The 24,785-nt window shown below is 34.7% G+C and carries 26 protein-coding genes and 1 pseudogene; 13 read left to right on the forward strand and 14 right to left on the reverse strand.

The window, feature by feature from the left end:
• Positions 1–14: 14 nt before the first annotated feature.
• From HJ01_RS06415 to HJ01_RS06425, 3 genes are all read right to left on the reverse strand, one after another.
• Positions 15–842: a mechanosensitive ion channel family protein gene (locus HJ01_RS06415; RefSeq protein WP_007137517.1), complete on the reverse strand. Its 828-nt coding sequence runs from the start codon at positions 840–842 to the stop codon at positions 15–17.
• Between the two features lie 492 nt (positions 843–1,334).
• Positions 1,335–1,535: a dodecin family protein gene (locus tag HJ01_RS06420; protein ID WP_007137518.1), complete on the reverse strand. Its 201-nt coding sequence runs from the start codon at positions 1,533–1,535 to the stop codon at positions 1,335–1,337.
• 129 nt (positions 1,536–1,664) lie between these two features.
• The gene (locus HJ01_RS06425; protein WP_007137519.1) at positions 1,665–2,564 is read right to left on the reverse strand and encodes a NifU family protein; all 900 of its coding nucleotides are present in this window, start codon (positions 2,562–2,564) and stop codon (positions 1,665–1,667) included.
• Between the two features lie 158 nt (positions 2,565–2,722).
• Between HJ01_RS06425 and HJ01_RS06430 the strand changes: the two genes are divergently transcribed.
• Both HJ01_RS06430 and HJ01_RS06435 read left to right on the forward strand, forming a co-directional pair.
• Positions 2,723–3,721: a type IX secretion system membrane protein PorP/SprF gene (locus HJ01_RS06430; RefSeq protein ID WP_007137520.1), complete on the forward strand. Its 999-nt coding sequence runs from the start codon at positions 2,723–2,725 to the stop codon at positions 3,719–3,721.
• Between the two features lie 18 nt (positions 3,722–3,739).
• A complete protein-coding gene (locus HJ01_RS06435) occupies positions 3,740–4,258 on the forward strand; it encodes a gamma carbonic anhydrase family protein (protein ID WP_007137521.1) in 519 nt (172 codons plus the stop codon).
• A gap of 23 nt (positions 4,259–4,281) precedes the next feature.
• Here the strand turns inward: HJ01_RS06435 and HJ01_RS18025 are convergent, their stop codons facing one another.
• The 3 genes from HJ01_RS18025 to HJ01_RS17865 all read right to left on the reverse strand — a co-directional run bounded on the left by HJ01_RS18025 (position 4,282) and on the right by HJ01_RS17865 (position 5,462).
• On the reverse strand, positions 4,282–4,584 hold the full coding sequence (locus HJ01_RS18025) for a LytR/AlgR family response regulator transcription factor (RefSeq protein ID WP_007137522.1): 303 nt from the start codon (positions 4,582–4,584) through the stop codon (positions 4,282–4,284).
• 69 nt (positions 4,585–4,653) lie between these two features.
• Entirely contained in the window at positions 4,654–4,902 is a 249-nt protein-coding gene (locus tag HJ01_RS18030; RefSeq protein ID WP_316928984.1) for a hypothetical protein, read from the reverse strand.
• Positions 4,903–5,123: 221 nt separating this feature from the next.
• The gene (locus HJ01_RS17865; RefSeq protein ID WP_238531075.1) at positions 5,124–5,462 is read right to left on the reverse strand and encodes a histidine kinase; all 339 of its coding nucleotides are present in this window, start codon (positions 5,460–5,462) and stop codon (positions 5,124–5,126) included.
• A 407-nt stretch (positions 5,463–5,869) separates the two neighbouring features.
• Between HJ01_RS17865 and HJ01_RS06450 the strand changes: the two genes are divergently transcribed.
• Positions 5,870–6,253: a hypothetical protein gene (locus tag HJ01_RS06450; protein ID WP_007137525.1), complete on the forward strand. Its 384-nt coding sequence runs from the start codon at positions 5,870–5,872 to the stop codon at positions 6,251–6,253.
• Between the two features lies 1 nt (position 6,254).
• Here HJ01_RS06450 and murI read toward each other — a convergent pair whose 3' ends face one another.
• The 8 genes from murI to HJ01_RS06490 all read right to left on the reverse strand — a co-directional run bounded on the left by murI (position 6,255) and on the right by HJ01_RS06490 (position 14,587).
• The gene (murI, locus tag HJ01_RS06455; RefSeq protein WP_007137526.1) at positions 6,255–7,031 is read right to left on the reverse strand and encodes a glutamate racemase; all 777 of its coding nucleotides are present in this window, start codon (positions 7,029–7,031) and stop codon (positions 6,255–6,257) included.
• Positions 7,032–7,146: 115 nt separating this feature from the next.
• A complete protein-coding gene (locus HJ01_RS06460; RefSeq protein WP_007137527.1) occupies positions 7,147–7,647 on the reverse strand; it encodes an OmpH family outer membrane protein in 501 nt (166 codons plus the stop codon).
• 25 nt (positions 7,648–7,672) lie between these two features.
• Positions 7,673–8,677: an OmpH family outer membrane protein gene (locus HJ01_RS06465; protein WP_007137528.1), complete on the reverse strand. Its 1,005-nt coding sequence runs from the start codon at positions 8,675–8,677 to the stop codon at positions 7,673–7,675.
• Positions 8,678–8,711: 34 nt separating this feature from the next.
• Entirely contained in the window at positions 8,712–11,441 is a 2,730-nt protein-coding gene (bamA, locus tag HJ01_RS06470) for an outer membrane protein assembly factor BamA (protein WP_040473738.1), read from the reverse strand.
• Positions 11,374–12,114: an isoprenyl transferase gene (locus HJ01_RS06475; RefSeq protein WP_007137530.1), complete on the reverse strand. Its 741-nt coding sequence runs from the start codon at positions 12,112–12,114 to the stop codon at positions 11,374–11,376. Before HJ01_RS06475 ends, bamA begins: the two co-directional genes overlap by 68 nt.
• 4 nt (positions 12,115–12,118) lie before the next feature.
• A complete protein-coding gene (locus HJ01_RS06480; protein ID WP_007137531.1) occupies positions 12,119–12,802 on the reverse strand; it encodes a DUF6089 family protein in 684 nt (227 codons plus the stop codon).
• Between the two features lie 170 nt (positions 12,803–12,972).
• Entirely contained in the window at positions 12,973–13,857 is an 885-nt protein-coding gene (locus HJ01_RS06485; protein ID WP_007137532.1) for an NAD kinase, read from the reverse strand.
• A 73-nt stretch (positions 13,858–13,930) separates the two neighbouring features.
• A complete protein-coding gene (locus tag HJ01_RS06490; RefSeq protein ID WP_007137533.1) occupies positions 13,931–14,587 on the reverse strand; it encodes a CBS domain-containing protein in 657 nt (218 codons plus the stop codon).
• Positions 14,588–14,703: 116 nt separating this feature from the next.
• On the opposite strand from HJ01_RS06490, the gene HJ01_RS06495 reads away from it, so the two are divergent.
• From HJ01_RS06495 to HJ01_RS06545, 10 genes and pseudogenes are all read left to right on the forward strand, one after another.
• Positions 14,704–15,417: a pyridoxine 5'-phosphate synthase gene (locus tag HJ01_RS06495; RefSeq protein ID WP_007137534.1), complete on the forward strand. Its 714-nt coding sequence runs from the start codon at positions 14,704–14,706 to the stop codon at positions 15,415–15,417.
• Between the two features lie 141 nt (positions 15,418–15,558).
• Positions 15,559–16,320, forward strand: coding sequence for an alpha/beta fold hydrolase (locus HJ01_RS06500; RefSeq protein ID WP_007137535.1), 762 nt, complete (start codon positions 15,559–15,561; stop codon positions 16,318–16,320).
• Between the two features lie 46 nt (positions 16,321–16,366).
• Complete coding sequence (locus HJ01_RS06505; protein ID WP_007137536.1) at positions 16,367–16,711, forward strand: phage holin family protein; 345 nt, start codon at positions 16,367–16,369, stop codon at positions 16,709–16,711.
• A gap of 99 nt (positions 16,712–16,810) precedes the next feature.
• Positions 16,811–17,179, forward strand: coding sequence for a hypothetical protein (locus tag HJ01_RS06510; protein WP_040473739.1), 369 nt, complete (start codon positions 16,811–16,813; stop codon positions 17,177–17,179).
• 152 nt (positions 17,180–17,331) lie between these two features.
• Positions 17,332–18,168 carry a DUF3347 domain-containing protein gene (locus HJ01_RS06515; protein WP_007137539.1) on the forward strand — a complete coding sequence of 279 codons (837 nt, stop codon included), beginning with the start codon at positions 17,332–17,334 and terminating at the stop codon, positions 18,166–18,168.
• An 18-nt stretch (positions 18,169–18,186) separates the two neighbouring features.
• Positions 18,187–18,711 (forward strand): heavy-metal-associated domain-containing protein, encoded by a 525-nt coding sequence (locus tag HJ01_RS06520; RefSeq protein WP_040473740.1) that lies wholly within the window; start codon positions 18,187–18,189, stop codon positions 18,709–18,711.
• Positions 18,712–19,515 carry a hypothetical protein gene (locus HJ01_RS06525; RefSeq protein WP_007137542.1) on the forward strand — a complete coding sequence of 268 codons (804 nt, stop codon included), beginning with the start codon at positions 18,712–18,714 and terminating at the stop codon, positions 19,513–19,515.
• 48 nt (positions 19,516–19,563) lie between these two features.
• Positions 19,564–20,253 (forward strand): DUF3347 domain-containing protein, encoded by a 690-nt coding sequence (locus HJ01_RS06530; protein WP_007137543.1) that lies wholly within the window; start codon positions 19,564–19,566, stop codon positions 20,251–20,253.
• A gap of 103 nt (positions 20,254–20,356) precedes the next feature.
• Positions 20,357–23,545: pseudogene (locus tag HJ01_RS17870) on the forward strand (efflux RND transporter permease subunit).
• Positions 23,532–24,785, forward strand: coding sequence for a TolC family protein (locus tag HJ01_RS06545; RefSeq protein ID WP_007137546.1), 1,254 nt, complete (start codon positions 23,532–23,534; stop codon positions 24,783–24,785). The pseudogene HJ01_RS17870 and the gene HJ01_RS06545 overlap by 14 nt, the downstream one beginning before the upstream one ends.

The following is a 24,785-nucleotide window of genomic DNA, read 5'->3' on the forward strand; positions in this document are numbered from 1 at the left end:
TTGGGTTTTCGCTATTAGGTAGTGGTAGCTGAGAATTCTTTAACATAAGGTTGTATTACTATACCAGCAGTATCAAAAGCAGCTTTGCAGTTTTCTAATGTTTCTGTGAAAACAGCGCCAAAATCTTCGTTGTTCGCCCAAGGTCTAACAGCTAACTGAATAGCACTATCCGTAAGATTTTTTACGAAAACCTCTGGTTTAGGAGTTTGAAGTACTTTTGGATTGTTGTTTAATACCTCCATTATTAAATCTTTGGCTTTTTTAATGTTTGAATCATATGAAATTGAAAACGTCAGATCGGCTCTTCGGTATTTTTGTAAAGAGTAATTAGTGATCGTACCGTTAGATAAGATTCCATTTGGGATGAATACTGTCTGATTGTTTGCGGTTGTTAATTTGGTTACAAAGATTTGTATTTCAGTAACTGTTGCTAATTCTCCTTGGGCTTCGATTAGGTGTCCTACTTTAAAGGGCTTAAAGAGAATAATCAGCATACCGCCAGCAAAATTTGAGAGTGATCCTTGGAGGGACAATCCCACAGCAAGTCCCATAGCTCCTAGAATAGCCACAAACGATGAAGTTTCAATGCCGAGCTTTGAGATAAACGTAACAAATAAAAGCACTCTCAAAACCCATAGTAAGATGTCAGCCAAAAAATTGGTTAATGTTGGGTCTAAATCCCTTTTGATCATTACTTTTCTAATTAACCTATTGATCAGCCCAATGGCATAAAGGCCAATAAATAAAATCAGGAATGCAGAGATTAATTTTGGGGAATATTCAATTAAATTTTTCACAAAAGTGCTGGCGTAATCAGCAACATAGTCTTGGCTTAAGGTCATTTTTTGAGTAATAAAAAAAACCTCTATTAGGGAAGGTTCAAGTTTATACTGTAAAATTACAAATTAATTTTTTTTTTATAGATTAATTGGTAGTCCTCTTCTATTTTATTTGTCTTTTTATTGGAAGTGTTTTCTTTCACTTTTTTGATTACGTCCCCTAAGGCATCGCTCGCTTTTTATGAGTAAGCGCTAACAGCTTCTTTTACTTCTGATTAAAGCGACTCGGCTTTATCAGCCAATTCATTTGCAGCTTCTTTGGCAGAGCCAAATAAACTTTTAAAAAATGATGATAGTCCCATGTGGTGTTTGTGTTAAATTAGGATAGAGGAATAAGCTTTTTTTTCTTTACGATTGCGTCATTAATTAGTAATAGTTTGCTGACAATAAATGAATTACTATAAATTAGTTTTGTGTGTCGTAATTTAAGGTCGAGAGTATGTATTATAAAAAAAGCGTTTCATAAGAAACGCTTTTTGTCTTTTTAAGATAGAGTTATTCAAGTTCAAATGTTACTTTAAGAGTTACTCTATATTCCATTATCTTACCGTCACTTACCGCAGCACTTTGGTCTTTTACATATACAGATCGTATGTTTTTTACAGATTTTGATGCTTTAGTAATTGCTTTTTGAGTTGCATCTTCCCAGCCACTATTTGAACTGGAAAGTAATTCAATAACTTTTAATACTGACATAATTTCTATTTTTTTTAGTTAAACATAAATTTAACTAAAATTTTTTCAATTATATTCAAGTTGAGGTTAATAAAATCATAATACGCTGTAAACAAGAAGGGTATTGTTTTTTTAATGATGTTTTATCGGTTATCCATTTACTGCTTCTACTTGGATTTTATCATCGTTTAACATGCTTTTTAGCATATTTTCAATACCGGATTTTAAAGTAAATGTAGATGAGGGGCAGCCACTACAAGCGCCTTGAAGAACTACTTTTACTACTTTATCGCTCTCGTTGTAGGAGTCAAAAATAATGTTACCACCATCAGCTGCCACAGCAGGTTTTACATATTCTTCTAAGATATTGATGATTTGTTGGGAGGTGACATCTAATTTGTCAAAATCCTCATTTTTGTTTTTTTCTTTATTCTCTTTGGCTAGAACAACACTTTCGTCAAGAACAATTCCTCCGTTTTCGATGTACTGTTTGATGAAGCTTCTTAACTCTAATGTAATCTCTTCCCAATTATTCACTTCGTATTTAGTAACGGAAATATAATTCTCATCAATGAATACTTCTTTTACATATGAAAATTTAAACAATTCTTTTGCCAACGGTGAAGGAGCGGTTTGGTCAATGTTTTTAAACTCTATTGCGTTTTTAGTTAGCATGCGGCTAACGACAAATTTTAAAGCAGCAGGATTTGGCGTTGTTTCGCCATAGACTGTTACAGGCTGTTTTTTAGTTTTGTTCTCCTCGATTGTGATTATTGTCCCTCCATTGTTTACGAAAGTGTCAATTTGTTCTGCAACTGCATCTTTCACGTCGTCCCATTCCACAATGCTATATTTTTCAATAGCTATAAAATTTCCTGAAATGTAAACCGTTTTTACAAATGGTAAATAAAATAATTGCTGTGCTAGGGGAGATGCTTTTGCCTCGTCTATATTTTTGAACTCATAACTTTCATTTTGAGTTATAAAATCTTCGAATTCAAATTTTAATATAGTTGGGTTTTGCGTTTCTTTTATGGTAACTTTTGTCATAACTTTTGTAAATTTTTACAAATTTAGCAAAGTTATTTTGCACGAATAACTATATTTGATATAATAATGAATAAATTAACTTTATTTTAGTTGTTTAGATGAATTTCTATGGATCTTTTCTTCTGCGCTACTGTTTAATTTTAAATAATAGTATTTCAATGTATATAAAAATTAAAATTTTATTAGTACTTTTTTTCATAACATCTTACTCTTTTTCCCAAGAGGGAATACCTGTTTATTCAGATTATTTATCAGATAACTATTATTTGATACATCCTTCGATGGCTGGTGCCGCAAATTGCGCTAAAATTAGGCTCACCTCAAGAAAACAGTGGTTTGGCCAAGAAGATGCGCCAGAACTACAGACGATTAGTTTTAATGGAAGGGTGTCTGAAAAAGCTGGAGCAGGAATCATTTTGTTTAACGATAAAAATGGGTATCATTCTCAAAAGGGAGTCAAATTGACCTATGCTTATCATCTTATGTTTTCTAGGGATGAAATTGATTTAAATCAATTATCATTTGGAATAAGTGGTGGTTTAATCCAGAGTCAGTTAGACGAGACAAGTTTTTTACAATCTGGTGATTTTGACCCAATTATTGATGGGACTGTGGTTCAAAAGGACTCTTATTTCAATGTAGATTTTGGAGCGTCTTATAATTATTTAGACTTTTATGTGCATGGTACTGTGAAAAATGCAATTGAAACGAGAAGGGATATCTATACAGAATATGAAAGTGATAATTTAAGGAAATATCTATTGAGTGCTGGTTATGTTTATGGTGATAGTGACCGCATATTATTGGAACCATCGATACTGTTTCAACTTGTTGGTAAGACCAAAGAAAAGTCTATCGATTTGAATATGAAAGCATACAAGAATTTAGACTTTGGACAACTATGGGGAGCTCTTTCCTATAGAAGAAGTTTTGATGGCGCTGAATATACTGACGGGAACGGGGTTTCTAAACAAAAACTTCAATACATTACTCCTATTGTAGGGGTGAATTTCAAGAATTTTATGTTTGCCTATACGTATTCACATGTAACAGGCCCGGTTAAGTTTGATACTGGTGGTTATCATCAAATTACATTAGGTGTTAATTTGTTCTGTAAGCCTGTAAAATACGAATGTAAATGTCCCGCAATTAATTAATTCTAATTATATACTTTAATGTTAATAAAGTCTGTCAACGGGAAAACGCCCGTAATACCGAAAGATTGTTACGTAGCCGAAAACGCAACAATTGTAGGAGATGTATATTTTGGAGATTCTTGTAGTGTTTGGTTTAATACAGTAATAAGAGGTGATGTTAATTTTATTAAAATTGGGAATAAGGTAAATATTCAAGATGGGGCTGTAATACATTGTACCTATAAAAAACATCCTACTATCATAGGGAATAACGTGTCGATAGGCCACAATGCGATTGTTCATGGCTGTACCATTCACGATAATGTTTTGATAGGTATGGGTTCCATAGTTATGGATAACTGTATAATCCAAAGCAATTCTATCGTTGCGGCTGGAGCAGTAATAACTCAAAATACCGTTGTGGAGTCTGGATCAATTTGGGCAGGAGTTCCTGCTAAAAAAGTAAAAGACATTGATCAGTCAAATTTTGCTGGTGAAATTGCAAGAATATCAGATAATTATGTGATGTATTCTAGTTGGTTTAAAGACGAGGAATAATATACGCTACTAAAAAGCAAAAACTACAAATTGATCTTTTCAAAGGATGAGTTCTTATAACTTTCACTGATAGGAATTCTGTCGTCTGCAATTACGGCCTTATTTTTTTGAATGGATTTTACGTGTTTTATATTGATGATATAAGAGCGATGTACTCTAGCAAATCCTTTCGATGAAAGTAAGTTTTCTAGCTTTATTAAACTAATTAAAGTTAACGTGTATTTAGAGTCAGTTGTATATATTTTGACATAATATTTCAATCCTTCAATATATAAAATGTCTGCAAAGTTCAATTTTACATTTTCATATTCAGCTATAACAAACATAAAATATTGTTCAATTTCAGGGCTTGTAATTCAATTTGTAGGTGCCGTTACATTTTGAGGACTAAAAATTTATTGGGCTCTGATTACTGATTTTAGAAATCTGTGAAAAGGGATTGGTTTTACCAAATAGTCTACTGCGCCAAGGTTAAATCCTTCTACAGCATAGTCAGAATAGGCGGTGGTGGAAATGATAAGTGGTTTTTTATCAATAGCGTTGTTAAAAGTGTTAACGAGGTTAAGAGAATCTATTTTGCTAACTAACTCTTTGATTAAATCAACAACCAATGGTTCATCATCTATAATAACACATTTCAGCATATTTAATATTTTCTATTATAAATTTGAATTCTGATTCTTTAGTTAGTTTTTCCTTGAGTTTGATAAAGAATCAAATTTAAATGTACGTTGTAGCTGTCTTCGGTTTCAGCTATTGTAAGCTGATGCGTATTTGGATAGAGAAGATCGAGTCTGTTTTGTATGTTTGTTAATCCAATTCCAGAATATTTAGGGTCCTTAATATAGTTTTTATTTTTTTCTGTCTAAAAGTCTAAAATAGCATCGGTGATAGTTATTTTGATTTTCACATAGGCGACTCCTTTGTAGTCCGTTCCGTATTTGAAGGCATTTTCAATGAACGAAATTAAAAGTAATGGTTCCATATATTTATTTCTAGTTTCTCCATGAATATTTATGAAAATATTCTCAATGTTGTTCAATCGTAATTTTTGGAGCTCAATATAATTTTTGATATAGTTTATCTCCTTTCCAAGAAATACAGTTTTATTGTCAGTTTCATAAAGTATATAGCGCATCATTTCTGATAAGGTTACTATAGCATCTGGTACCAGATATGATTTTTTGTAGGCTAATGAATAAATACTATTGAGTGCATTGAATAGGAAATATGGGTTTGTTTGTTTGTTTCCTCAAATAGTTCAGTTGTGAGGCGGTTCTATGGGTTCAGCAGTAAGTTGATTTTGCTCTTTATCATAATCCGATAATGCTTTTATGATTGTACTGACCGCTATTATAAATACATAAAAAACAGAAGAAGAGACTTTTTTGAAAAAAGGGAGCTTTTCTACGAAAAGGTATTACTCTTGTTATTTGATGTCCCGTTGTATCATGAACTTTGGGAGCTATCGTTCCTATGAAATTAGGAATGAAATGGACTGTCCTTATAATCGCAAAAAAAGTAATTATCAAAAGTACTATTGCTAAAAAGTCCCCGTGTTTTTTATGCAGGAGTAATTTTGGAACAAAATATAAATAATTAAATTTTACTTTGGACTATAAAAAGAGTTTGTGGAATGGTACAAATCAATCTGATATTTACGGTAGCTATGTTAATCAAGATAAATTTGCCACGGTTTTTTTATCTAACAAAACCAAGTGTGTCAGAACCTATTTTGACAGAATACAATATGGTACAGGAATAAATTATGATTCTGGTTTTTTAGAAATCGACAATAAAAGAATTAACAACTTCTCTTTATCTGTTGGAGTTTTATTACCTGTGGAGAATAAAGCTTTTTCAGCGCTTAATGGGACTTATTCTTATGGTCAAAAGGGTAGTATAAGTAATGGGCTAGTCAAGGAGAATTATCACAAATTGTCTCTTAATATAAGCTTAGATGGTATCTGGTTTGTCAAAAGGAAATTTGAGTAGATCAAAAATCTTTTTCAATAACGAGGAATTTATTCTCTAGAATTTCCTGAAGTACTTTTGGATTGGTGTTGGTGTAAAAAATAGCTTCGTTTGAAGTAGTTGATGAAAGTCCCACTCGTTCCTTCAATACATTTTTTGTTTGTTTAGCCACTGCTCGACCTGAATCAATAATTTGGATATGGTCCGGAAGTATTTTTTTTATTTGGGGGATAAGATAAGGATAGTGGCTGCAACCCAATACTAAGTAATCGATATTGGCTTCAATCATCGGAGTTAAATAGGAGTGTAGTAGTTTTTCCATCTCTGGGGAATTCATATTACCGCTCTCAATTAATTGTACTAATCCATGACCTACCTGTTCCACTATTTTCGTATCATGAAACATCTCAGCAGTCTTGTTAAATAGCTCGCTGTTTAATGTTCCTTGGGTAGCAAGGATTCCTATGATTTGTGTCTTAGAATTGGCTACTGCAGGTTTGATGGCGGGTTCAATACCAATGAATGGAACATCATACTTTTCTCTTAATTCTCGAATAGCATTAGTGGTTGCTGTGTTGCAGGCAACAACAATTAGTTTACATCCCATTTCGAGCAATAAATCCGTATTTTTCATGCTTAAAGCAATGATTTCTTTTTGGGATTTTTGCCCATAAGGAGCATTCTTGCTGTCGGCTAGGTATATTGTTCTTTCATTAGGAAGAAGATGGTGAATTTCTCTCCAAATTGAAGTGCCTCCTATGCCTGAGTCGAAAATACCTATCGGTTGATTATTGTCCATTAAAACAAAGTTAAGTTGTCTTGTTTATATATCCTAAATAATTATATCACAAAAAAACCGCTCGATCCTTAATTTTGGATGAGCGGTTTTTAAATTTTATAGTGATTTTTATCTACTAGAAACCTAAGTCTTTTTTTACATCAGCAGTCAAGTTTGGACCGTCAGCAAGTAAAAGAGTTGAACCGTCTAATACATATTGGAAACCTTTAGCTTTTCCAACTTTCTGGATAGAAGCTCTAACTTTTTCCATTAATGGTTTTACGATATCAGATTCTTTTTGTTGTAGTTCTTTTTGAGCATTGTCTCTAAAGTCTACAATTCTTTTTTGCATGTCTTGAACTTCTTTAGAACGATCACCGTTTATTGCATCAGTAACAGTTGCAGATTCAGCTTCGTACTTTTTTAATTTTGATTGGTATTCTTCAACCATTTGCTTGTAATTGGAATCATAAGTTCCGCTTAATTTCTCAAGTTGTTTTTGCGCATCTAGCATTGCAGGCATTTTTGCCATTATTTCACTTACATCAACATGTGCTGTCTTAGCTTGTGCGTTAATAGTTTGATTTGCTCCGAAAATGAATAATGCAGCAATTAATAAAGTTTTGATTTGTTTCATCGTTTTTAAAATATTAAGTAATTAATTATTGTTTTAGTTTAATTTGTTCTTCTCTTGATTTTTTAATTGAATCTCTTACCTCGAGTGTTCTTAATCTTCTTTCATCTACTGCTTTTCTGCGGTCTTCAATCACTTTCTTGCGATCTTCCAATATTTTGGTTCTCGCGTCAATTTGATTTTGCTTAGCTTCTTCAACAGCTGATTTTGCGGTGTCTTTACCGTCAGTTATGTTCTCTTTCTTGTCTTCTGTTTTAGTAGAGGCAGAAATCGTGCCATTTTTTTTAGCTTCTCTATCAGCAATTATTTTTTGTCGTCTTTCTTCGAATTCCTTTTTCTTTGCCTCTTGGGCTAATTTTCGGTCAGCGATGATTTGATCTCTTGCAATTTTCTTGTCATCTAATGCTTTTTGTCGTTCCGCCATAGCTGGATTTTCATCCAGTGCATCTTCTTTGCTTTCTTTGGCCTCTTCGGCTTCAAGTTGTTTTTTTGTCAGCTGCTCCCTTTTTTCGGCTCTGTTCAAAACCCGCAAAACCTGATCGCTAATGTCAAACCTCTTTGCTGAAAAGAGCATCGTTAAATCAGATGATTTGTCGAATATGAAATCATATTTTTTTGCTTCAGCAATATCTTGCACTGCAGTAAAAACTTGATCTTGGATTGGTTTTACCAACAAGGATTTCTGTATCATCAAATCCCCATTTGCTCCAAACCTTTTTTGCTGAAAATCTAACATCTCGTTTTCAAGAAACTTGATTTCCATCTCTCTTTCCTCGATAAGTCCTTTGGTCAATAAAGCCTTTTCTGCCTTAAGAGCCTCTTTTATTTTGTCAATTTCGATTTTCTTGGATTCAATTTCTTGTTTCCATTTTTGTGCTTTTTGCTCTAATTGGACACTGGCTTCTGTATAGTTGGGCACATTTTGTAAAATGTACTCCATGTCAATATAGCCTATTTTTGTCCCTCTAGTTTGTGATTGAACAGTGTTCGCCACAATCAATGCTAGAATCAGAATTAAAAAATGTTTTCTCATAGCTTTTGGTATTAGAAAATCTTAATACATTCTCTTAAAATTGTTGACCAATAATGAAATGGGTTTCCCATCCATTTGGTTTTGTTTCTCCTGGAAGTGCGTCAAAACCTTTTGCAAAATCGATTCCTAGTAACCCAAATGCTGGCATAAATACACGTAATCCAACACCTGCTGATCTATTCAATGCAAACGGGTTATAACTTTTAAAATTCTCATATGAAGAACCTGCTTCCAAAAATGCCAATGCATATATAGATGCCGATGCTTTCAATGTTATTGGATAACGCATTTCTAATGAAAACTTATTGTATACTGTTGCTCCAATTTGTTCTCCTGCGCTATTTATTGGTGTTAATGAGTTGTTTGGGTAACCTCTCAGCTGTATGGTTTCTCTTCCATCCATCGAGTAATTGGCTAATCCATCTCCTCCCACATAGAATCTTTCAAAAGGAACTACTCCTCTGTCCTGATTATACGCGCCTAAGAAACCAAATTCGGTTAACGTTCGCAGTACTAATTTACCATAAACTTTTGTATACCAATCTGCTTTAAATTTTATTTTATAATATTCTAACCAATTAAATTTCTTTTGATCCACTTTTGCAGGATCTGCGGCAGCATCTTGATAAGTAAATACTTTGTTTCCTGCGGCATCAATGTAGTCACCTATATTAACAGTATTGCCATTAGCGTCAACTTGATTTGATCTGTCAACAGTGTTTTTTAATTTATATTCTTCCTTGTCTCCCAGTGCAGCATAATCAATTCCATTCAATAGTGAATAGGGTGGAGTCAATTTAGCAGAAAGGCTAAACTCCGAACCATAAGTAGGGAAAATTGGATTAACTCCTTTGTTACTTCTAGATAATCCAACTGTATATGCTAAATTTCTAGAAGCTCCGTTTCCAAATGTAAACAACCCCGTGTTATAGTTGTTCAAATCATAATGTTGGTAACTTACAGACTGAGACAATACAAAATAATCATCCGGCACTGTCAATCTTTTGGCTAAGCCAACAGATAAAGTTAATATATTAAAGCTTTTTTCTTTGTCTACTTTTTGAGTGATGTAATTATTCAAAAACTGCTTGCTATACGATATAGAAGAGCTAAACTGTACTGGTTTCTTTTGTCCGAACCAAGGTTCTGAAAATGATACGCTATATGTTTGGAAATAGGTGCTACCTTGTAATCTTAACGATACTTTTTGACCGTCTCCCATTGGCAAGGGTTTATAAGCATCTTTATTAAGCATGTTTCTGGCTGAAAAATTGTTAAATGACAATCCTAATGTACCAATGAAACCACCTCCACCATAACCACCTTGAAGTTCAATCTGGCTAGAACCTTTTTCTACAAGTTGGTATTCGATATCTACAGTACCTGCAGCAGCATCAACATGTTTAAAGTCTGGATTTATGGCCTCAGGATCAAAAAATCCTAATTGTCCAATTTCACGAATTGTTCTTACCAATAATTCTTTACTGTACTTTTCTCCTGGCTTTGTTCTTAATTCTCTGTAAATAACACGGTCATTTGTCTTGTCGTTTCCAACAACGGTAATTTTATTGAAGTATGCCAATGGACCTTCAGTTACCCTTATCTCGAAATCAATCGTGTCATTTACCGTCTTTGTTTCAACTGCATTAATGGTTGAGAATAAATACCCGTTGTTTTGGTATAAATTGGTGATGTCTTCTCCATCAGGTTTTGATTTATCAGCAATTCTTTTTTCAAGAAGTACTCCATTGTAGGTTTCTCCTTTTTTGACACTTAATATTCTGCCTAAAAATTGATCTGAATAAACGGTATTTCCTAAAAACTTAATGTTTCCAAAATAGTATTTATTTCCTTCCTCTACATTTATCTTGATCGATAATGCGTTTTTGTCTTTGTTATAGGTAATCGAATCCGATAGGATTCTTGCATCTCTGTATCCTTTTTCCTTGTAGGATGCTATAACTTTTTCTAAGTCTGTTTTGTATTTTGCTTTTATAAATTTTGAAGCTTTCAATATGCGGAAAAAACTTTTTTCCTTGGTGTCTTTCATTGCCTTACGTAAGGTTTTGTCAGATAGTTTTTCATTACCAACAAAGTCAATTGCAGCAATTTTTATTTTCTCTCCTTTATCAACGTTTACAACCATGTTTACTTGATTGACTGTTGAGGTGTCTTTTACAACGTTTATGTTTACTTTAGTGTTGTAATAACCGTCTTTTTTGTATTTGTTTTCTATGTAATTTTTTGTTGTCGTAATAAGGTTTTCATTTACTACTTTGCTTTTGGTTAGTCCGTTATCTTTGATTAAAGCCTCGGTCTTATTTTTTTTAATTCCAACAAACTTTACATTACCTAATTTAGGTAGTTCATTAATCTCCAAATCAAGATAAATGCTGTCGTTTTGGATTCTGTTTATATAAAAGGAAATCTCATCAAATAAACCAAGTTTACCTAATTTTTTTATCGCATTACTTATCTGTTCTCCTGGTACTGTGATTTCTTGACCTCTTTCAAGCCCCGCAAAAGTAACTACGGTTTGGTCATTGAAACTGATCTTATTGGTTAGAACAACGTCGGCTAGGATGTATTTTTTACCTTGATCAAAAGGAACTCTATCTTGAGCTTTAATTTGTGAAAAACTTCCCAAAATTAGAAGGGTAAGGACTGCTTTTATACTTTTATTCAACACTAAAAAATTATTTAATTTGTTCACTTGTTTTTCCAAATCTACGTTCTCTTTTTTGATAACTAATAATAGCCTCATATAAATTCTGTTCTTTAAAGTCAGGCCACAATACATCAGTAAAATACAATTCTGCATAGGCTATTTGCCACAACAAAAAATTACTTATCCTATGCTCTCCACTTGTTCTTATTAATAAATCTACATCCGGTAAATTTTGCGTGTAAAGATGCTCATTTATAATTGAATCGTCAATAGAGTCTATTGAAATTATATTATTTTTAACTTTATTACTGATGTTTTTTACAACATTTATTATTTCTTCTCTTGATCCATAACTCAATGCAAGGGTCAACGTCATTTTAGTGTTGTCCTTGGTTTTTTCAATCACATCAAGAAGTTCCTTTTGAGCAGATTGTGGCATCTTTTCGAGATTACCTATCGTATTCAATTTGATATTGTTGCTTTGTAATGTTGTAAGTTCTTTCTTTAATGATTTGATTAAGATTTTCATTAAAGTGTCAACTTCTAGTTTAGGTCTATTCCAATTCTCGGTAGAGAATGCATACAGGGTTAGATTTGCTATACCTAGTCTTGCGCAAGTTTCAATTATAATCTTCACGGATTTTGTTCCGCTCTCATGTCCAAAAGCTCGCAATAACCCTTGTTGTTTTGCCCATCGCCCATTTCCGTCCATTATAATGGCCAAATGTTTGGGTAAGTTATTCTTGTCTATGTTTTGTAGTAAATCCATTTTTTTAGTCTGCACAATAACAGGGTTTTTCGCCAAAGGTATATGTTAATGTTAACCCTGAAAAAACGTACCAATCATTATTATTTATATTTCCAAATTTCAGTTCTTCTAAGTTTTTATTAGTGGGGTTGCTCCCGTCAATATCATCAGCGAGTGTGTATCTTGCCCCAACCTCTAATCCTAGTATAAAGCGACTGTTTAGGTTTGCTTTAACGCCAACAGTCATTGGAATTCCAATTGTTCCGTGGTCTGCGTCAGATCTTGTTTCGCCGTTTACAAAAAACAGACCATTGTATTGGGTGTAATTAATTCCGCTATATATATAAGGAGTAAATTGTCGCCCTAATTCATGAAGGTTAAAGTCGAAAAAATTGAATTCAAGGCCTAAAGATACTTCTTTTATGTTATTTTCAAAATGATAGCCTCTTTGACTTCTACTGGGTTCTTTGGAATCAAAATCACTTGAAGTTATTTTTGACTGTGTGTAAGAAAAGCGGTAAGCATGCCTAGGGCTTTTATTCCACTTATAAAGTATCCCGATTGCAGGTTCATGAGGGTCAATATACGTAGTTGGACCTATGTCTCCTATATAGTTGCTACCGCCTGCAAATACTCCAATTTCATGTATCTGAGATTGCATGGTTATAGTCGACAGTAAGCATATAAAGAAGCGGAAGATTTTAATCATTTTAATTTAAAATTGCGTGCAAATATAATAATTATCAATAGGAATCAATATCCATTGTGTTAAATGTCATTATTATTTCATTTATGGACAGATCGACTGATATGAATTGAAGTTGTTTAAGCAAAACGAAAGAAAAAGATAAAATCGTATAGAGCTGCGGAAAAAAAGGTTTAATTCCTTTTGTCTTCTCCCCAAAGCAATTTGGTGCGGAGGGTTTTTAAAAATGTTTCTTCTGGTATTTCGACCATGTTTATTTGAAAAGGGGTTTTTTTTATGGTCAATACTGATTCATTTCCAACTGAAGTGATTCTGGAGTCCAATGAAACTAAATAGTTGTCTTCTCTACCAGAAACTTTTAGTTTAATTTCTGTTTCGTCTGGAATTACAAGTGGTCTTGCATTTAGATTGTGTGGTGCAATTGGTGTAATCACTAAGCTTTTTACATCAGGGGTGAGGATTGGTCCTCCGCAACTTAGGGAATATCCCGTTGATCCGGTTGGTGTCGATATAATTAATCCGTCTGCCCAGTAGGAATTTAATATTTCACCATTTAAAAAGGTGTCAATTGTTATCATCGAAGTAGTGTCCTTACGGCTGACTGAAATTTCGTTCATAGCAAAATTGATGTCCTGCAGTGCTTCATTTGGTGGGTCGCACGTTAAACTCAGTAAGGTTCTTTTAGAAAGAGTGTATTTTTTATCGAGAACAATTTGTAGAAATTCATCAATGTTCTCCTTTTGTACAGTGGCTAGAAAGCCCAATCGACCAGCATTTATACCTAAGATAGGCACGCCGGAATTTCGAACTAAGGTTGCTGCCCTTAAGATAGTGCCATCACCACCAATGCTTACTAACATGTCAAAGCTTTGGTCCAATTCTGTGTGAGATGAAAAAGTATTATACTCTTTTTTGATGATTTCTTTTTCATAGAGCATTTCAAGAAAATTAGCCTCAATAACTAACTCTACCTTGTTTTGATTAAAAAAAACAAAAATGTCTCTTATAATTGGTTCTGTACTGTTTTGGTAATATTGACCGTAAATGGCTACTTTCATTAGGCTGCTTAATCGTTTGCTTATTAATTTTTGATTCTGTGAATGACGGTTAAATCAGTAACCGAATAAACAACTACATATTAAGGTATTTGTCTAAATAGTCCGAACGGTCTTTTAAGGTATTGATATAATTGTCTTCGTGGTGTTCAGATGTGATTTCATAACCATACCTTCTAAAGGTTTGGATGATTTCATTTATCGGGCCTAAGTTTATTTTTACAGTAACTTCAATAGTGTCTATGTCTGATTCAGAAATGAATAGGCCTAGTAGTTTTCCATTGTTGCTTTCCACTATTTGTGTAATCTGGCTCATTGAATAATCTAAAACTCCTTTTTTAATTTTTATAATACTTCCCGGTTCTTTTAAAAAGGGTGTTTGGTGAAAAAAACTCATGATGTCCTCTATTTCATAATAGCCAACATAGTTGTTGTTTTCGTCTAAAACGGGTATCAAATTCGCACGGTTTTTTGCAAAAATCTCCAAAACCTCGATCCAGATAGAATCAGTTCTGGTAAAAAAAGGCTCGAGCGTATATCTGTAATCGTGGACTTTTTTATCATCATCAAAAGTTTCGATGTCTTCAGTGGCAATGCTACCTATGAAAACACCCTCCTCAACGACGGGAAAATGGGAGTAGTTTACGTCCGCAAAAAAATCTTTAACAGTTGCAATTTTATCTTGGCTGTCAATGGCTTTAAAATCAGTGGTTATGTAGTTTGTAATTTCCATCTTAAATAAATCCTCAATTTTTATGCAAAATAATCAAAAAAAGGCAAAAACTCCTACCTTTTACTTTGTATTTTTGCTTCAATTAAACCTTTATTATTCAATCAAAAAGTATTCCAATGACAAAGTTAAGTGTAAATATCAACAAAATAGCTACTTTACGTAATGCTCGTGGAGGAAATGTACCTGATTTATTAAAGGTAGCAACCGATATTCAAAAATTTGGTGCACAAGGAATCACCATTCATCCCCGTCCTGATGAGCGTCATATAAGATACCAAGATGCTCGCGATCTAAAATCGGTCGTTTATACAGAATACAATATAGAGGGAAATCCGCAGCATAATTTCATCGATTTGGTTTTAGAGTGTAAGCCAGACCAAGTTACTTTAGTACCAGATGCAATTGGTGCAATTACCTCTTCGGCTGGATGGGATACCATCAAGAATCAGTCTTATTTGACTGAAATGATTCAAGAATTTCAACGTTACGGCATTAGAACTTCGATTTTTGTTGACCCAATACTAGAAATTATCGAAGGTGCAAAAAAGACGGGAGCGGATAGAATTGAATTGTATACGGAAGCCTTTGCGTACCAATACGGTTTGGGCAATGAAAACGGGATCGATCCTTATGTGAAATCAGCGGTTCTGGCAAATGAATTGGGACTTGGTGTCAATGCTGGTCACGATTTGAGTCTGGACAACATTCAGTTTTTTAAACAAAATATTCCAGGTTTATTAGAAGTTTCTATAGGTCATGCTTTAATTTCAGAAGCGCTATATTTAGGTCTAGAGAATGTGGTTAACATGTATTTGCAAAAATTAAAATAAAATAATTGGGGCATGACCCGCAAAAAAAAGCGGGTCGGGCTATACGCTACAATCTTTTATATTATTTCGCTGTCGCTTCATTATATAAAAGGATTTTCGCTACTATCCCTCATGCAAACCCAAAATAAAAACGACAATTAAATGCTATATTCAAAAATAGAAGGCGAAGGAAAACCATTATTGATACTTCACGGATTTTTAGGAATGTTAGACAACTGGAAAACACTTGGGACACAGTTTTCTACTGAGGGTTTTCAAGTGCATATGCTAGACCTGCGCAACCACGGTAGGAGTATACAGTCGGAAGAATTTAGTTACGAAATAATGGCTAACGATATTTATGAATATTGCCAAGCTAATAATTTAGACAATGTTGCTATTATTGGACATTCGATGGGGGGCAAAACGGCGATGTTGTTTGCCACCACGTATCCAGAAATGGTCGATAAATTGATTGTTGCAGACATTGGTCCTAAATTTTATCCTCAGCACCACCAAGCCATTTTGGCAGGTTTGAACGCAGTTGATTTTTCGAAGAAACCAGGACGCTCTGAAGTGGAAGATATTCTTTCACCATTTATAACGGACTTTGGCACCAGACAGTTCTTGATGAAAAGTTTGTATTGGCAAGAGCCAGGGCAATTAGCTTTTCGATTCAATCTATCTGTTTTTAACAAAAAAATGGATGAAATAGGAGTGCCACTTCCGGATGCCGCCATTTTCAATAACCCTACCCTTTTTATCCGTGGCGGAAATTCTAATTATATTTTAGACAGTGATTTCGAAAACATAAAAAAGCATTTCCCCGCTTCAAAGATCGAGACTATCCCAAATACAGGTCATTGGCTTCATGCCGAAAACCCAAAAATGTTTCACGAATTGGCAATTTCTTTTTTAAAATAAATCCAACGAGAAAAAATAGTACTACTTTTATTAAAAATTAAACGACATGAAACTAATCGTCAGAATTCTTATTACATCAGCTTTGGTATTGCTTATTGCTAACTTCATGACAGGAGTTCATGTAGATGGTTTTAGCAAAGCCTTAATTGTAGCTGTGGTTCTTGGATTACTTAATATTTTTATTAAACCTATATTAGTGATTTTGACTTTACCAATTACTTTTATAACCCTAGGTTTGTTCTTATTAGTAATTAATGCGCTAATCATTATACTATGTGATAATATCGTGGGAGGTTTTAGTGTGGATTCTTTTTTTACAGCTCTATTGTTTAGTATTATTTTATCAGTATCTCAGTCGCTTATGTATTCAATACTAGGAGATACGAAATAAATTAGTAGTAAAATTGTTTCTTTTAGAAGCGGTTTTAACAATTATTTAGTGCTGAACTAATTTAGTTTCACTAATTTTGTTACGTATTATAGAAAAAAAATGAAGAAAATCCACTTGTTATTAATTGTTTTGCTTGGCGTCTTCCTGATGCCAACTACTACTTTTGCATGTGGCGACCGTTCAGTAAAAAAAACTTGTGCTAAAGAAATGTCTTCAAAAGAAGGCGAGAAAGATTGCTGTAGCAAGGATTCCAAGTCAAAAAGCAAAAGTCACAATGGTTGTAATGGAAAGTGTGGGCACGCTATGTGCAGTGCTCCATCCTTGAGTATAGGAATAGTTTCTTCTATCCCATTAGAAATTGATGACAATGTTTTTAATTTTTCTACTAAAAAAACAAAATTTTACCAATCAGTATCCTTCACTTCTGCAGGATATTCGTCCATTTGGCTTATACCTAAAATAGGCTAAATTCTTTTTTTGACAGCCAATTGTGTGTCAAATTCAAAGCAAGTTTTGCTTTACAATCAATTATTTATCGGCTATTTTTAATTATTAAAGTATAGTTTAATCGCTATGGTTTGGTCATTATTTAGCTTATTCAACTTCAAATTATATAGAGAATGAAATCACTAAAAACAACGGTGACGGCAATAGTACTATTGCTGTCAATGGCAGTTTCCACTGCGCAAATTAAAAATGCAAAAACGGAAAACATGAAAATTTTTGGCAATTGCGGAATGTGCGAAACCAAAATTGAAAAAGCTGGAAACCTTAAAAATACTGCAATTGTAGATTGGGATAAAGACAGTAAAATAGCTACGATTACTTATGACACCGCTAAAACCAATCCAGATGAAATCCTGAAGCGTATTGCATTGGCAGGTTACGACAGCGAAAAATTTCTGGCGCCAGATTCTAAGTACGATACACTTCATGCATGTTGTCAGTATGATCGTGATGCTAAAGAACAGAGCAAAATGGACGTAAATGTAAGTACTGATATGGAATCAAATGAAAGTATCGCTATACAAGAACAGACAAATCAGTTGAAGTTAGTTTTTGATGATTATTTTTCAGTAAAAGATGCATTGGTGAAAACAGATGCTGCAACGGCATCAATAAAAGCAAAAGGCCTACTAGAAGATATTAATACCGTAGAAATGGAAAACTTGAAAATGGAAGAGCACATGGTTTGGATGAAAGTATATAAAGATCTGGGTTCCGATGTTAAGAAAATTTTTGAAACGCAGGATATTAAAGTTCAGAGAGAATTTTTCAAATCGGTTTCCAAAAATATGTATGAGTTGATGAAAGTTTCAAAAGAAGATACACCAACTTATTATCAGTATTGCCCAATGGTTAAAGCCAATTGGTTAAGCAAAGAAAATGAAGTTAAAAATCCTTACTATGGTTCAAAAATGATGACTTGTGGGTCTACTGTTGAAACTATTAAATAATAAATCAAAGTCAAGAAAATGAAAGTATTTAATATCAAACAACTGTTAATAGCCTTTTTAATGGTGATTACATCAGTCAATAGCTATTCTCAAATTACAAAAGCTGAAATCATTGCTATTGGTTTAACTTGCTCAATGTGTTCTAATGCAATTAATAAGCAGTTTAAATCAATGGCCGGAGTAGAAAGTGTCAGCACTGATTTAAACACAAATACATTTACTGTTAATCTAAAAAAGAACAGTTCATTAAGTCCAAATTCACTAAAAGAGAGTGTGGAGAAAACTGGTTTCTTTATTGGTTCGATGGTATTAACAATGGATTTGGGAAGTGTTGAAACTAAAGATAACTTAAAAGTTAAAAAGGAAAATGGAACTTATGTGTTTGTAAATCCAACTGATAAATTTATCAATGGACTAGTAAAAGTGAAGGTGTTAAATGACGGTTTTGTTACCAAAAAAGAATACAAAAAATCGGAGAAATCACTTGTGAAATACCTTGGTTTTAGTTCCCACGATAAGACATATCTTATAAAAGTAATTTAAATGAAATATTTAGGAATGGTGTTTTTGATTTTGATTTCTTTTCAAATCAAGGCACAAGAGTTGTTTGTTATGACTGAACCTGCCAGTAATATGCCAGCTGGCTCTATAGGAATTCGAAATACAAGTTTGCTTACTTTTAATAAAGGCGGAGGCGTTAATTACCAAGACATGCCTGAAATAATGTGGGGCATTAATAGAAACTGGATGATCCATGCTACTGCATTCATGAATGACAAAGAAGGTGATTTTATGTTTCAAGGGGGAAGTATATATGCTAAATATCGTTTCTTCTCTATTGATGATATTCACAGTCATTTTAGATTAGCCGCTTTTGGAAGGCTAAGTACTAATAATTCTCCTATTGATCAGGAAGGAATTGAAACTATTGGGCTTAATTCTGGATATGAAACAGGAATTGTGGCAACTAAATTAGTGAATAAAACGGCCATAAGTTCGTCCGTTAGTTATGAAAGAGCACTTAATAATAATCATTATGAGTTTCCCAACACCCAAAGTAATAGTGCTATGAATTATACGCTTTCGATAGGGCAGTTATTACATCCAAAAAAATATACTAGTTTTAAACAAACCAATATTAATGCGATGGTTGAATTCTTGGGACAACGATTAAACGGCAACGGAAAATCGTATTTGGATGTTGTTCCCTCAGTTCAGTTTATAATTAACAGTCAGGCAAGAATTGATGTGGCATACAAACAAGAGCTATACACTACGATGAATCGTACGGCTCCAAATGGGTTTTTGCTTCGACTGGAATACACTTTTTTTAACGTAACAAATTAAAACAGGTACAAGACAAAAAATATTTACAAATACTTAAATTATAATAAAATGAAAAAAATAATTCTTACGGTAATGATAATGGCAATGACAGTAGTATCATGCAAAAAAAATGAAGGTAGTAGCACAACAGAACCAGTAACAACAGAATCAAGCTCTGAAGTGTATTCTTGCCCAATGCATCCTGAAGTACATGGCAAACAAGGGGAAGCCTGTTCTGTATGCGGTATGGAATTAACGGAGCCAGTTACCCAAGTGGCAACTGCTCCTGAAGAAGTTAAAACACAAGCGGAACCATTGAGTAAATCATCGTTTTCTATTGAGGGAATTTTGAACAATTATTTAAAAGTAAAAGACGCATTAGCAAACGATAATTCTAAAGAGGCGGCCAATGCAGCCAAAGATTTAAATGCGACATTAAAGGATTTAAAATCTGATAAAATTGAGACTGAATTTAAAAAAGTGTACGCAGATCTTGCTGATGATGCTAAAGAACATGCGGAACAGATTGGGGATAATTCAGGAAAAATCGACAGCCAAAGGGAACATTTTGCGATGTTGAGCAAAGATGTTAACGAATTGATCAAAATTTTTGGAACAGACAGAAAAATATATAGAGACTATTGTCCAATGTACGACCAAGGGAAGAGTGGGTATTGGATTAGTGAAACCAAGGAAATCAAGAATCCGTATTATGGATCTGAAATGTTGACTTGTGGCGGAATTACCAACGAATGGTAAGAAGAAGTAACCCATTGGATCGATAAAATGAAAGATCGTCTTTCATAAAAAACAGTATGCTATTATGGTAGAAAAATTAATATCATTTTCTCTAAAAAACCGAATGCTTGTTTTACTCGTTTCAGCTTGTTTATTTGGCTGGGGGATATACAGCGTGCAACAAAATCCTATTGATGCTATTCCTGACTTGTCAGAAAATCAAGTTATTGTTTTTACGGAATGGATGGGTAGAAGTCCACAGGTAATTGAAGACCAGGTGACTTATCCACTGGTTTCTAATTTACAAGGAATTCCCAAAATAAAGAATATCCGAGCCTCGTCTATGTTTGGGATGAGTTTTGTATATATCATTTTTGAAGAGGATGTAGATCCATATTGGGCAAGAACCCGTGTATTGGAACGACTAAATTATGCACAGCGCTTGCTGCCTGATAATGTTGTTCCCACTCTGGGGCCTGATGGGACCGGGGTAGGTCATGTTTTTTGGTATCATCTGGAAACTAATGGAATGGATTTGGGAGAACAACGCGCCCTGCAGGACTGGTACGTGAAGTTTGCTCTACAAACCGTTCCTGGAGTAGCTGAAGTAGCTTCGTTTGGAGGATTCGAAAAACAATACCAACTGGTTTTGGACCCTTTAAAAATGCAGTACTATAATGTGAGCATGATGGAGGTGATGAAAGCGGTCAAAACGAGTAACAATGATGTGGGCGGAAGAAAGTTTGAAATGAGCAATATGTCCTATATCGTCAGGGGATTGGGCTATATTAAAAACATAAAAGATGTAGAAGACATTGCCATCAAAAACTACAATTCGATACCCGTAAAGGTAAGTGACATTGGCTCGGTGCAAATGGGTGGAGATTCGCGTGTTGGGATTTTTGATGCCAACGGCGAAGGGGAAGTTGTGGGCGGAATCGTGGTGATGCGCTACGGAGAAAATGCCGATAAGGTGATAAAAGCCGTAAAGCTTAAAATGAAAGAAGTCGCAAAAGGATTGCCGGAAGGCGTTTCCTTCAAGACTTCCTATGATAGAAGCGTACTGATAGAAAAAGCAATCGAATCGGTTAAAGGGACTTTGATAGAGGAGATGATTGTAGTGTCCATTATCGTTTTGCTGTTCCTTTTTCATTGGCGAAGCGCACTGATAATTTTGATACAATTGCCGATATCCGTTGCCATAGGTTTTATTTTATTGGAAGCTTTCGGGATTTCATCCAATATTATGTCTTTAACCGGTATTGCACTGGCGATAGGGGTTGTGGTTGATGATGGAATCGTAATGGTCGAAAATGCCTATCGGAGCATCTCTGAGAAACAGGAAGAATTGGACAACAATCATTAATCAACAGTGATGAAAATATTATTTAAAAGAATATTCAAGAAAGAGCATGATCCGCTGCCTCCCGAAGAAAGGATGAAGCTGATTGAGGACTCCTCAAAATTAGTTGGGCCCGGTGTTTTTTATTCGACACTAATCGTAATTGCTTCTTTTTTGCCCGTTTTTCTATTGACAGGGATGGAAGGGAAATTATTCAGCCCTCTGGCTTGGACCAAGTCGTTTATATTAATTGTAGACGCTTTTCTAGCCATAACACTGACGCCAGTTTTAATTAGTTTTTTGCTAAAAGGGAAACTTCGTCCTGAAAATAAAAACCCAATCAACAGAAAACTGGAAAGTATCTATACGCCCATTCTGACTTTTTGTTTGAAATGGAGAAAATCGGTATTAGCAGTAAATATAGTTGCTTTATTAATAGGTGGATTGATGTTTACCCGACTGGGATCTGAATTTATGCCGCCTTTAGATGAAGGTAGTATTTTATTTATGCCTGTAACCTTACCCGATGTTTCTAACTCTGAGGTAAAACGCATCTTGCAGGTTCAGGACAAATTAATAAAATCGATTCCGGAGGTTACCCACGTTTTAGGAAAAGCGGGTAGGGCTAATACGGCAACCGACAACAGTCCGATAAGTATGATTGAGACCATCGTTTTGCTGAAACCCCATAATGAATGGAGAGACGGGAAAACGAAAGGCGATATCATAACGGAAATAAACAATAAGTTACAAATTCCCGGAGTGACTAATGGTTTCACGCAGCCCATCATTAATCGAATTAATATGCTTTCTACGGGTATTAGAACTGATGTGGGAATAAAAATATATGGTGCCAGTCTAGACACTATTGATATTTTGTCCCAAAAAATTAAAAAAGCACTGGAAGGCACCGAGGGAGTGAAAGATTTATTTGCGGAACCTATTACTGGAGGGAAATATATTGATATCGTTGCCAAGCGAGAAGTGATAGGTAGGTATGGACTTAGCGTTGATGATGTCAATAGTGTCGTTGAAGCGGCCATTGGAGGGATGATATTAACGACAACTATCGAAGGAAGAGAGCGGTTTTCGGTCAATGCAAGATATGCGCAAGAATATAGAAACAGTCTTGAAGCCCTGAAAAAACTTCAGGTTCAGACAATGGATTTTGGACCAATACCTTTAGAAACCGTCGCCGACATTAAAATAAGCGATGGCCCGCCAATGATCAATAGTGAAAACGCCATGCTTCGTGGGAGCGTTTTGTTTAATGTTCGGGGTCGCGATTTAGGGAGTACCGTACAGGAAGCTCAGGACAAGCTGAATGCAATGATCACTAAAATGCCAAAAGGCTATTATATGGAATGGAGTGGACAATGGGAAAACCAAATTCGGGCCAACAAAACATTAGGCATGATTTTACCCTTGGTTGTCATTATCATTTTCCTGATTTTATATTTTACCTATCGCTCCATGAAGGAGGCATTCATCACGATGATTACGGTGCCTTTTGCCTTGATTGGTGGGATTTTCATGGTTTACTTTTATGATATTAATTTATCGGTGGCAGTCGCAGTTGGTTTCATCGCTTTGTTTGGTCTGGCCATCGAAACTGCGATGTTGATTACCATTTATTTAAATGAAGCCATGATCAAAATGGTGGAGAAACATGGAAACAGCAGAGAGACACTCACGGAAGAGATATTACGGGACTATATTATTTTCGGCTCTGCGAAAAGATTGCGTCCCAAGTTAATGACAGTATCTGTCGCTTTGTTTGGGTTAATCCCTATTTTATGGTCAACGGGTACAGGGGCTGATGTAATGATTCCTATTACGGTTCCGCTTATTGGAGGAACAATCACTTCAACTATTTATGTATTATTAGTAACGCCGGTTGTTTTTGAAATGACAAAACTTCGTGAATTAAGAACAAAAGGTAAAATAGAGATTATCGATGCGAAACATTAAAAAGTATATCGTTATAGGTTGTTTGATTTTTGGCTTTGCAGATGTATATGGGCAAACACTTTCGCTGGATGCCGTTTTGGGTATAATCAAAAGCAACAATCCACAGTTAAAAATGTATGATGCCGAGATTCAAAGTATGGATGCTTCGGCCAAAGGCGCAAATAGCTGGATGGCACCACAAATTAATACAGGTTTGTTTATGGCGCCTTACAATGTGAAAATGTGGAAAGCGGATGAAATGAATCCGGGAATGGGTGCTTATATGGTTGGCTTTACGCAAATGATTCCCAATGGCTCCAAACTGAAGGCCGATTCCAATTACATGAACGCGATGTCTTCAGTGGAAGCCGAAAACAAAAATTACACCGCCAATCAGCTGAATGCTTTGGCCAAAGCCAATTATTACCAATGGCTGGTGTTGGATAAAAAAATAAAAATCGCCAATGACAATTTGTTGCTTTTGGAATACATGATAAAAAGCATGGAAATACGCTATCAATACAACATGGACAAACTGCCAACGTATTACAAGGCGAAATCCCAATACAGTGGATTGCAAAGCATGTTGGTCATGTTGCAAAACAACATTGCTCAAAAAAGAATCATGCTCAATACCCTGATGGCAAGGGATAAAAATACGGTCTTTGAAATCGATCCGACCTATTCATTAAAGGAATTTGATGTAATGGAATCAGACAACAGTTCCCTTTCCAAAAATCGCAGCGATGTGCAGGCGATCGAAAGAACAATGGAATTGAATCAGTTGAAAATTGAAACCGAGAAATCGAAATTGTTGCCGGAGTTTGGCGTGAAATACGATCATATGTTTGCCTTTGGCGACCGTCCACAGCAATTTTCATTGATGGGTATGGTTAGTATTCCGATGCCTTGGTCTACTAAAATGAATAAGGCGACGATCAATAGCATCAAGATAAAAAACGAAAGTCTGGAATGGCAAAAACAAATGATTCTCAACGAGGCAACGGGCATGATTTCAGGGATGGAAACTGAATTAAAAAATCTTAAAAAGCAATATGATATTGCCGAAAAAAGCATCATTCCGGCATTGCAAAGAAATTATGATACGGCAATTCTGGCCTGGCAAAATAACACAGGTGATTTGTTTGTTGTGCTGGATTCATGGGAAGCATTAAACATGGCTCATATCGATAAATTAGATAAACTTCAGGCTATTTTGAGTACTCAGGTAGAAATCGAAAAACAACTCGAAACGAAATAA

This window comes from Flavobacterium frigoris PS1, from assembly GCF_000252125.1.
Taxonomy (GTDB): Bacteria; Bacteroidota; Bacteroidia; order Flavobacteriales; family Flavobacteriaceae; genus Flavobacterium; species Flavobacterium frigoris_A.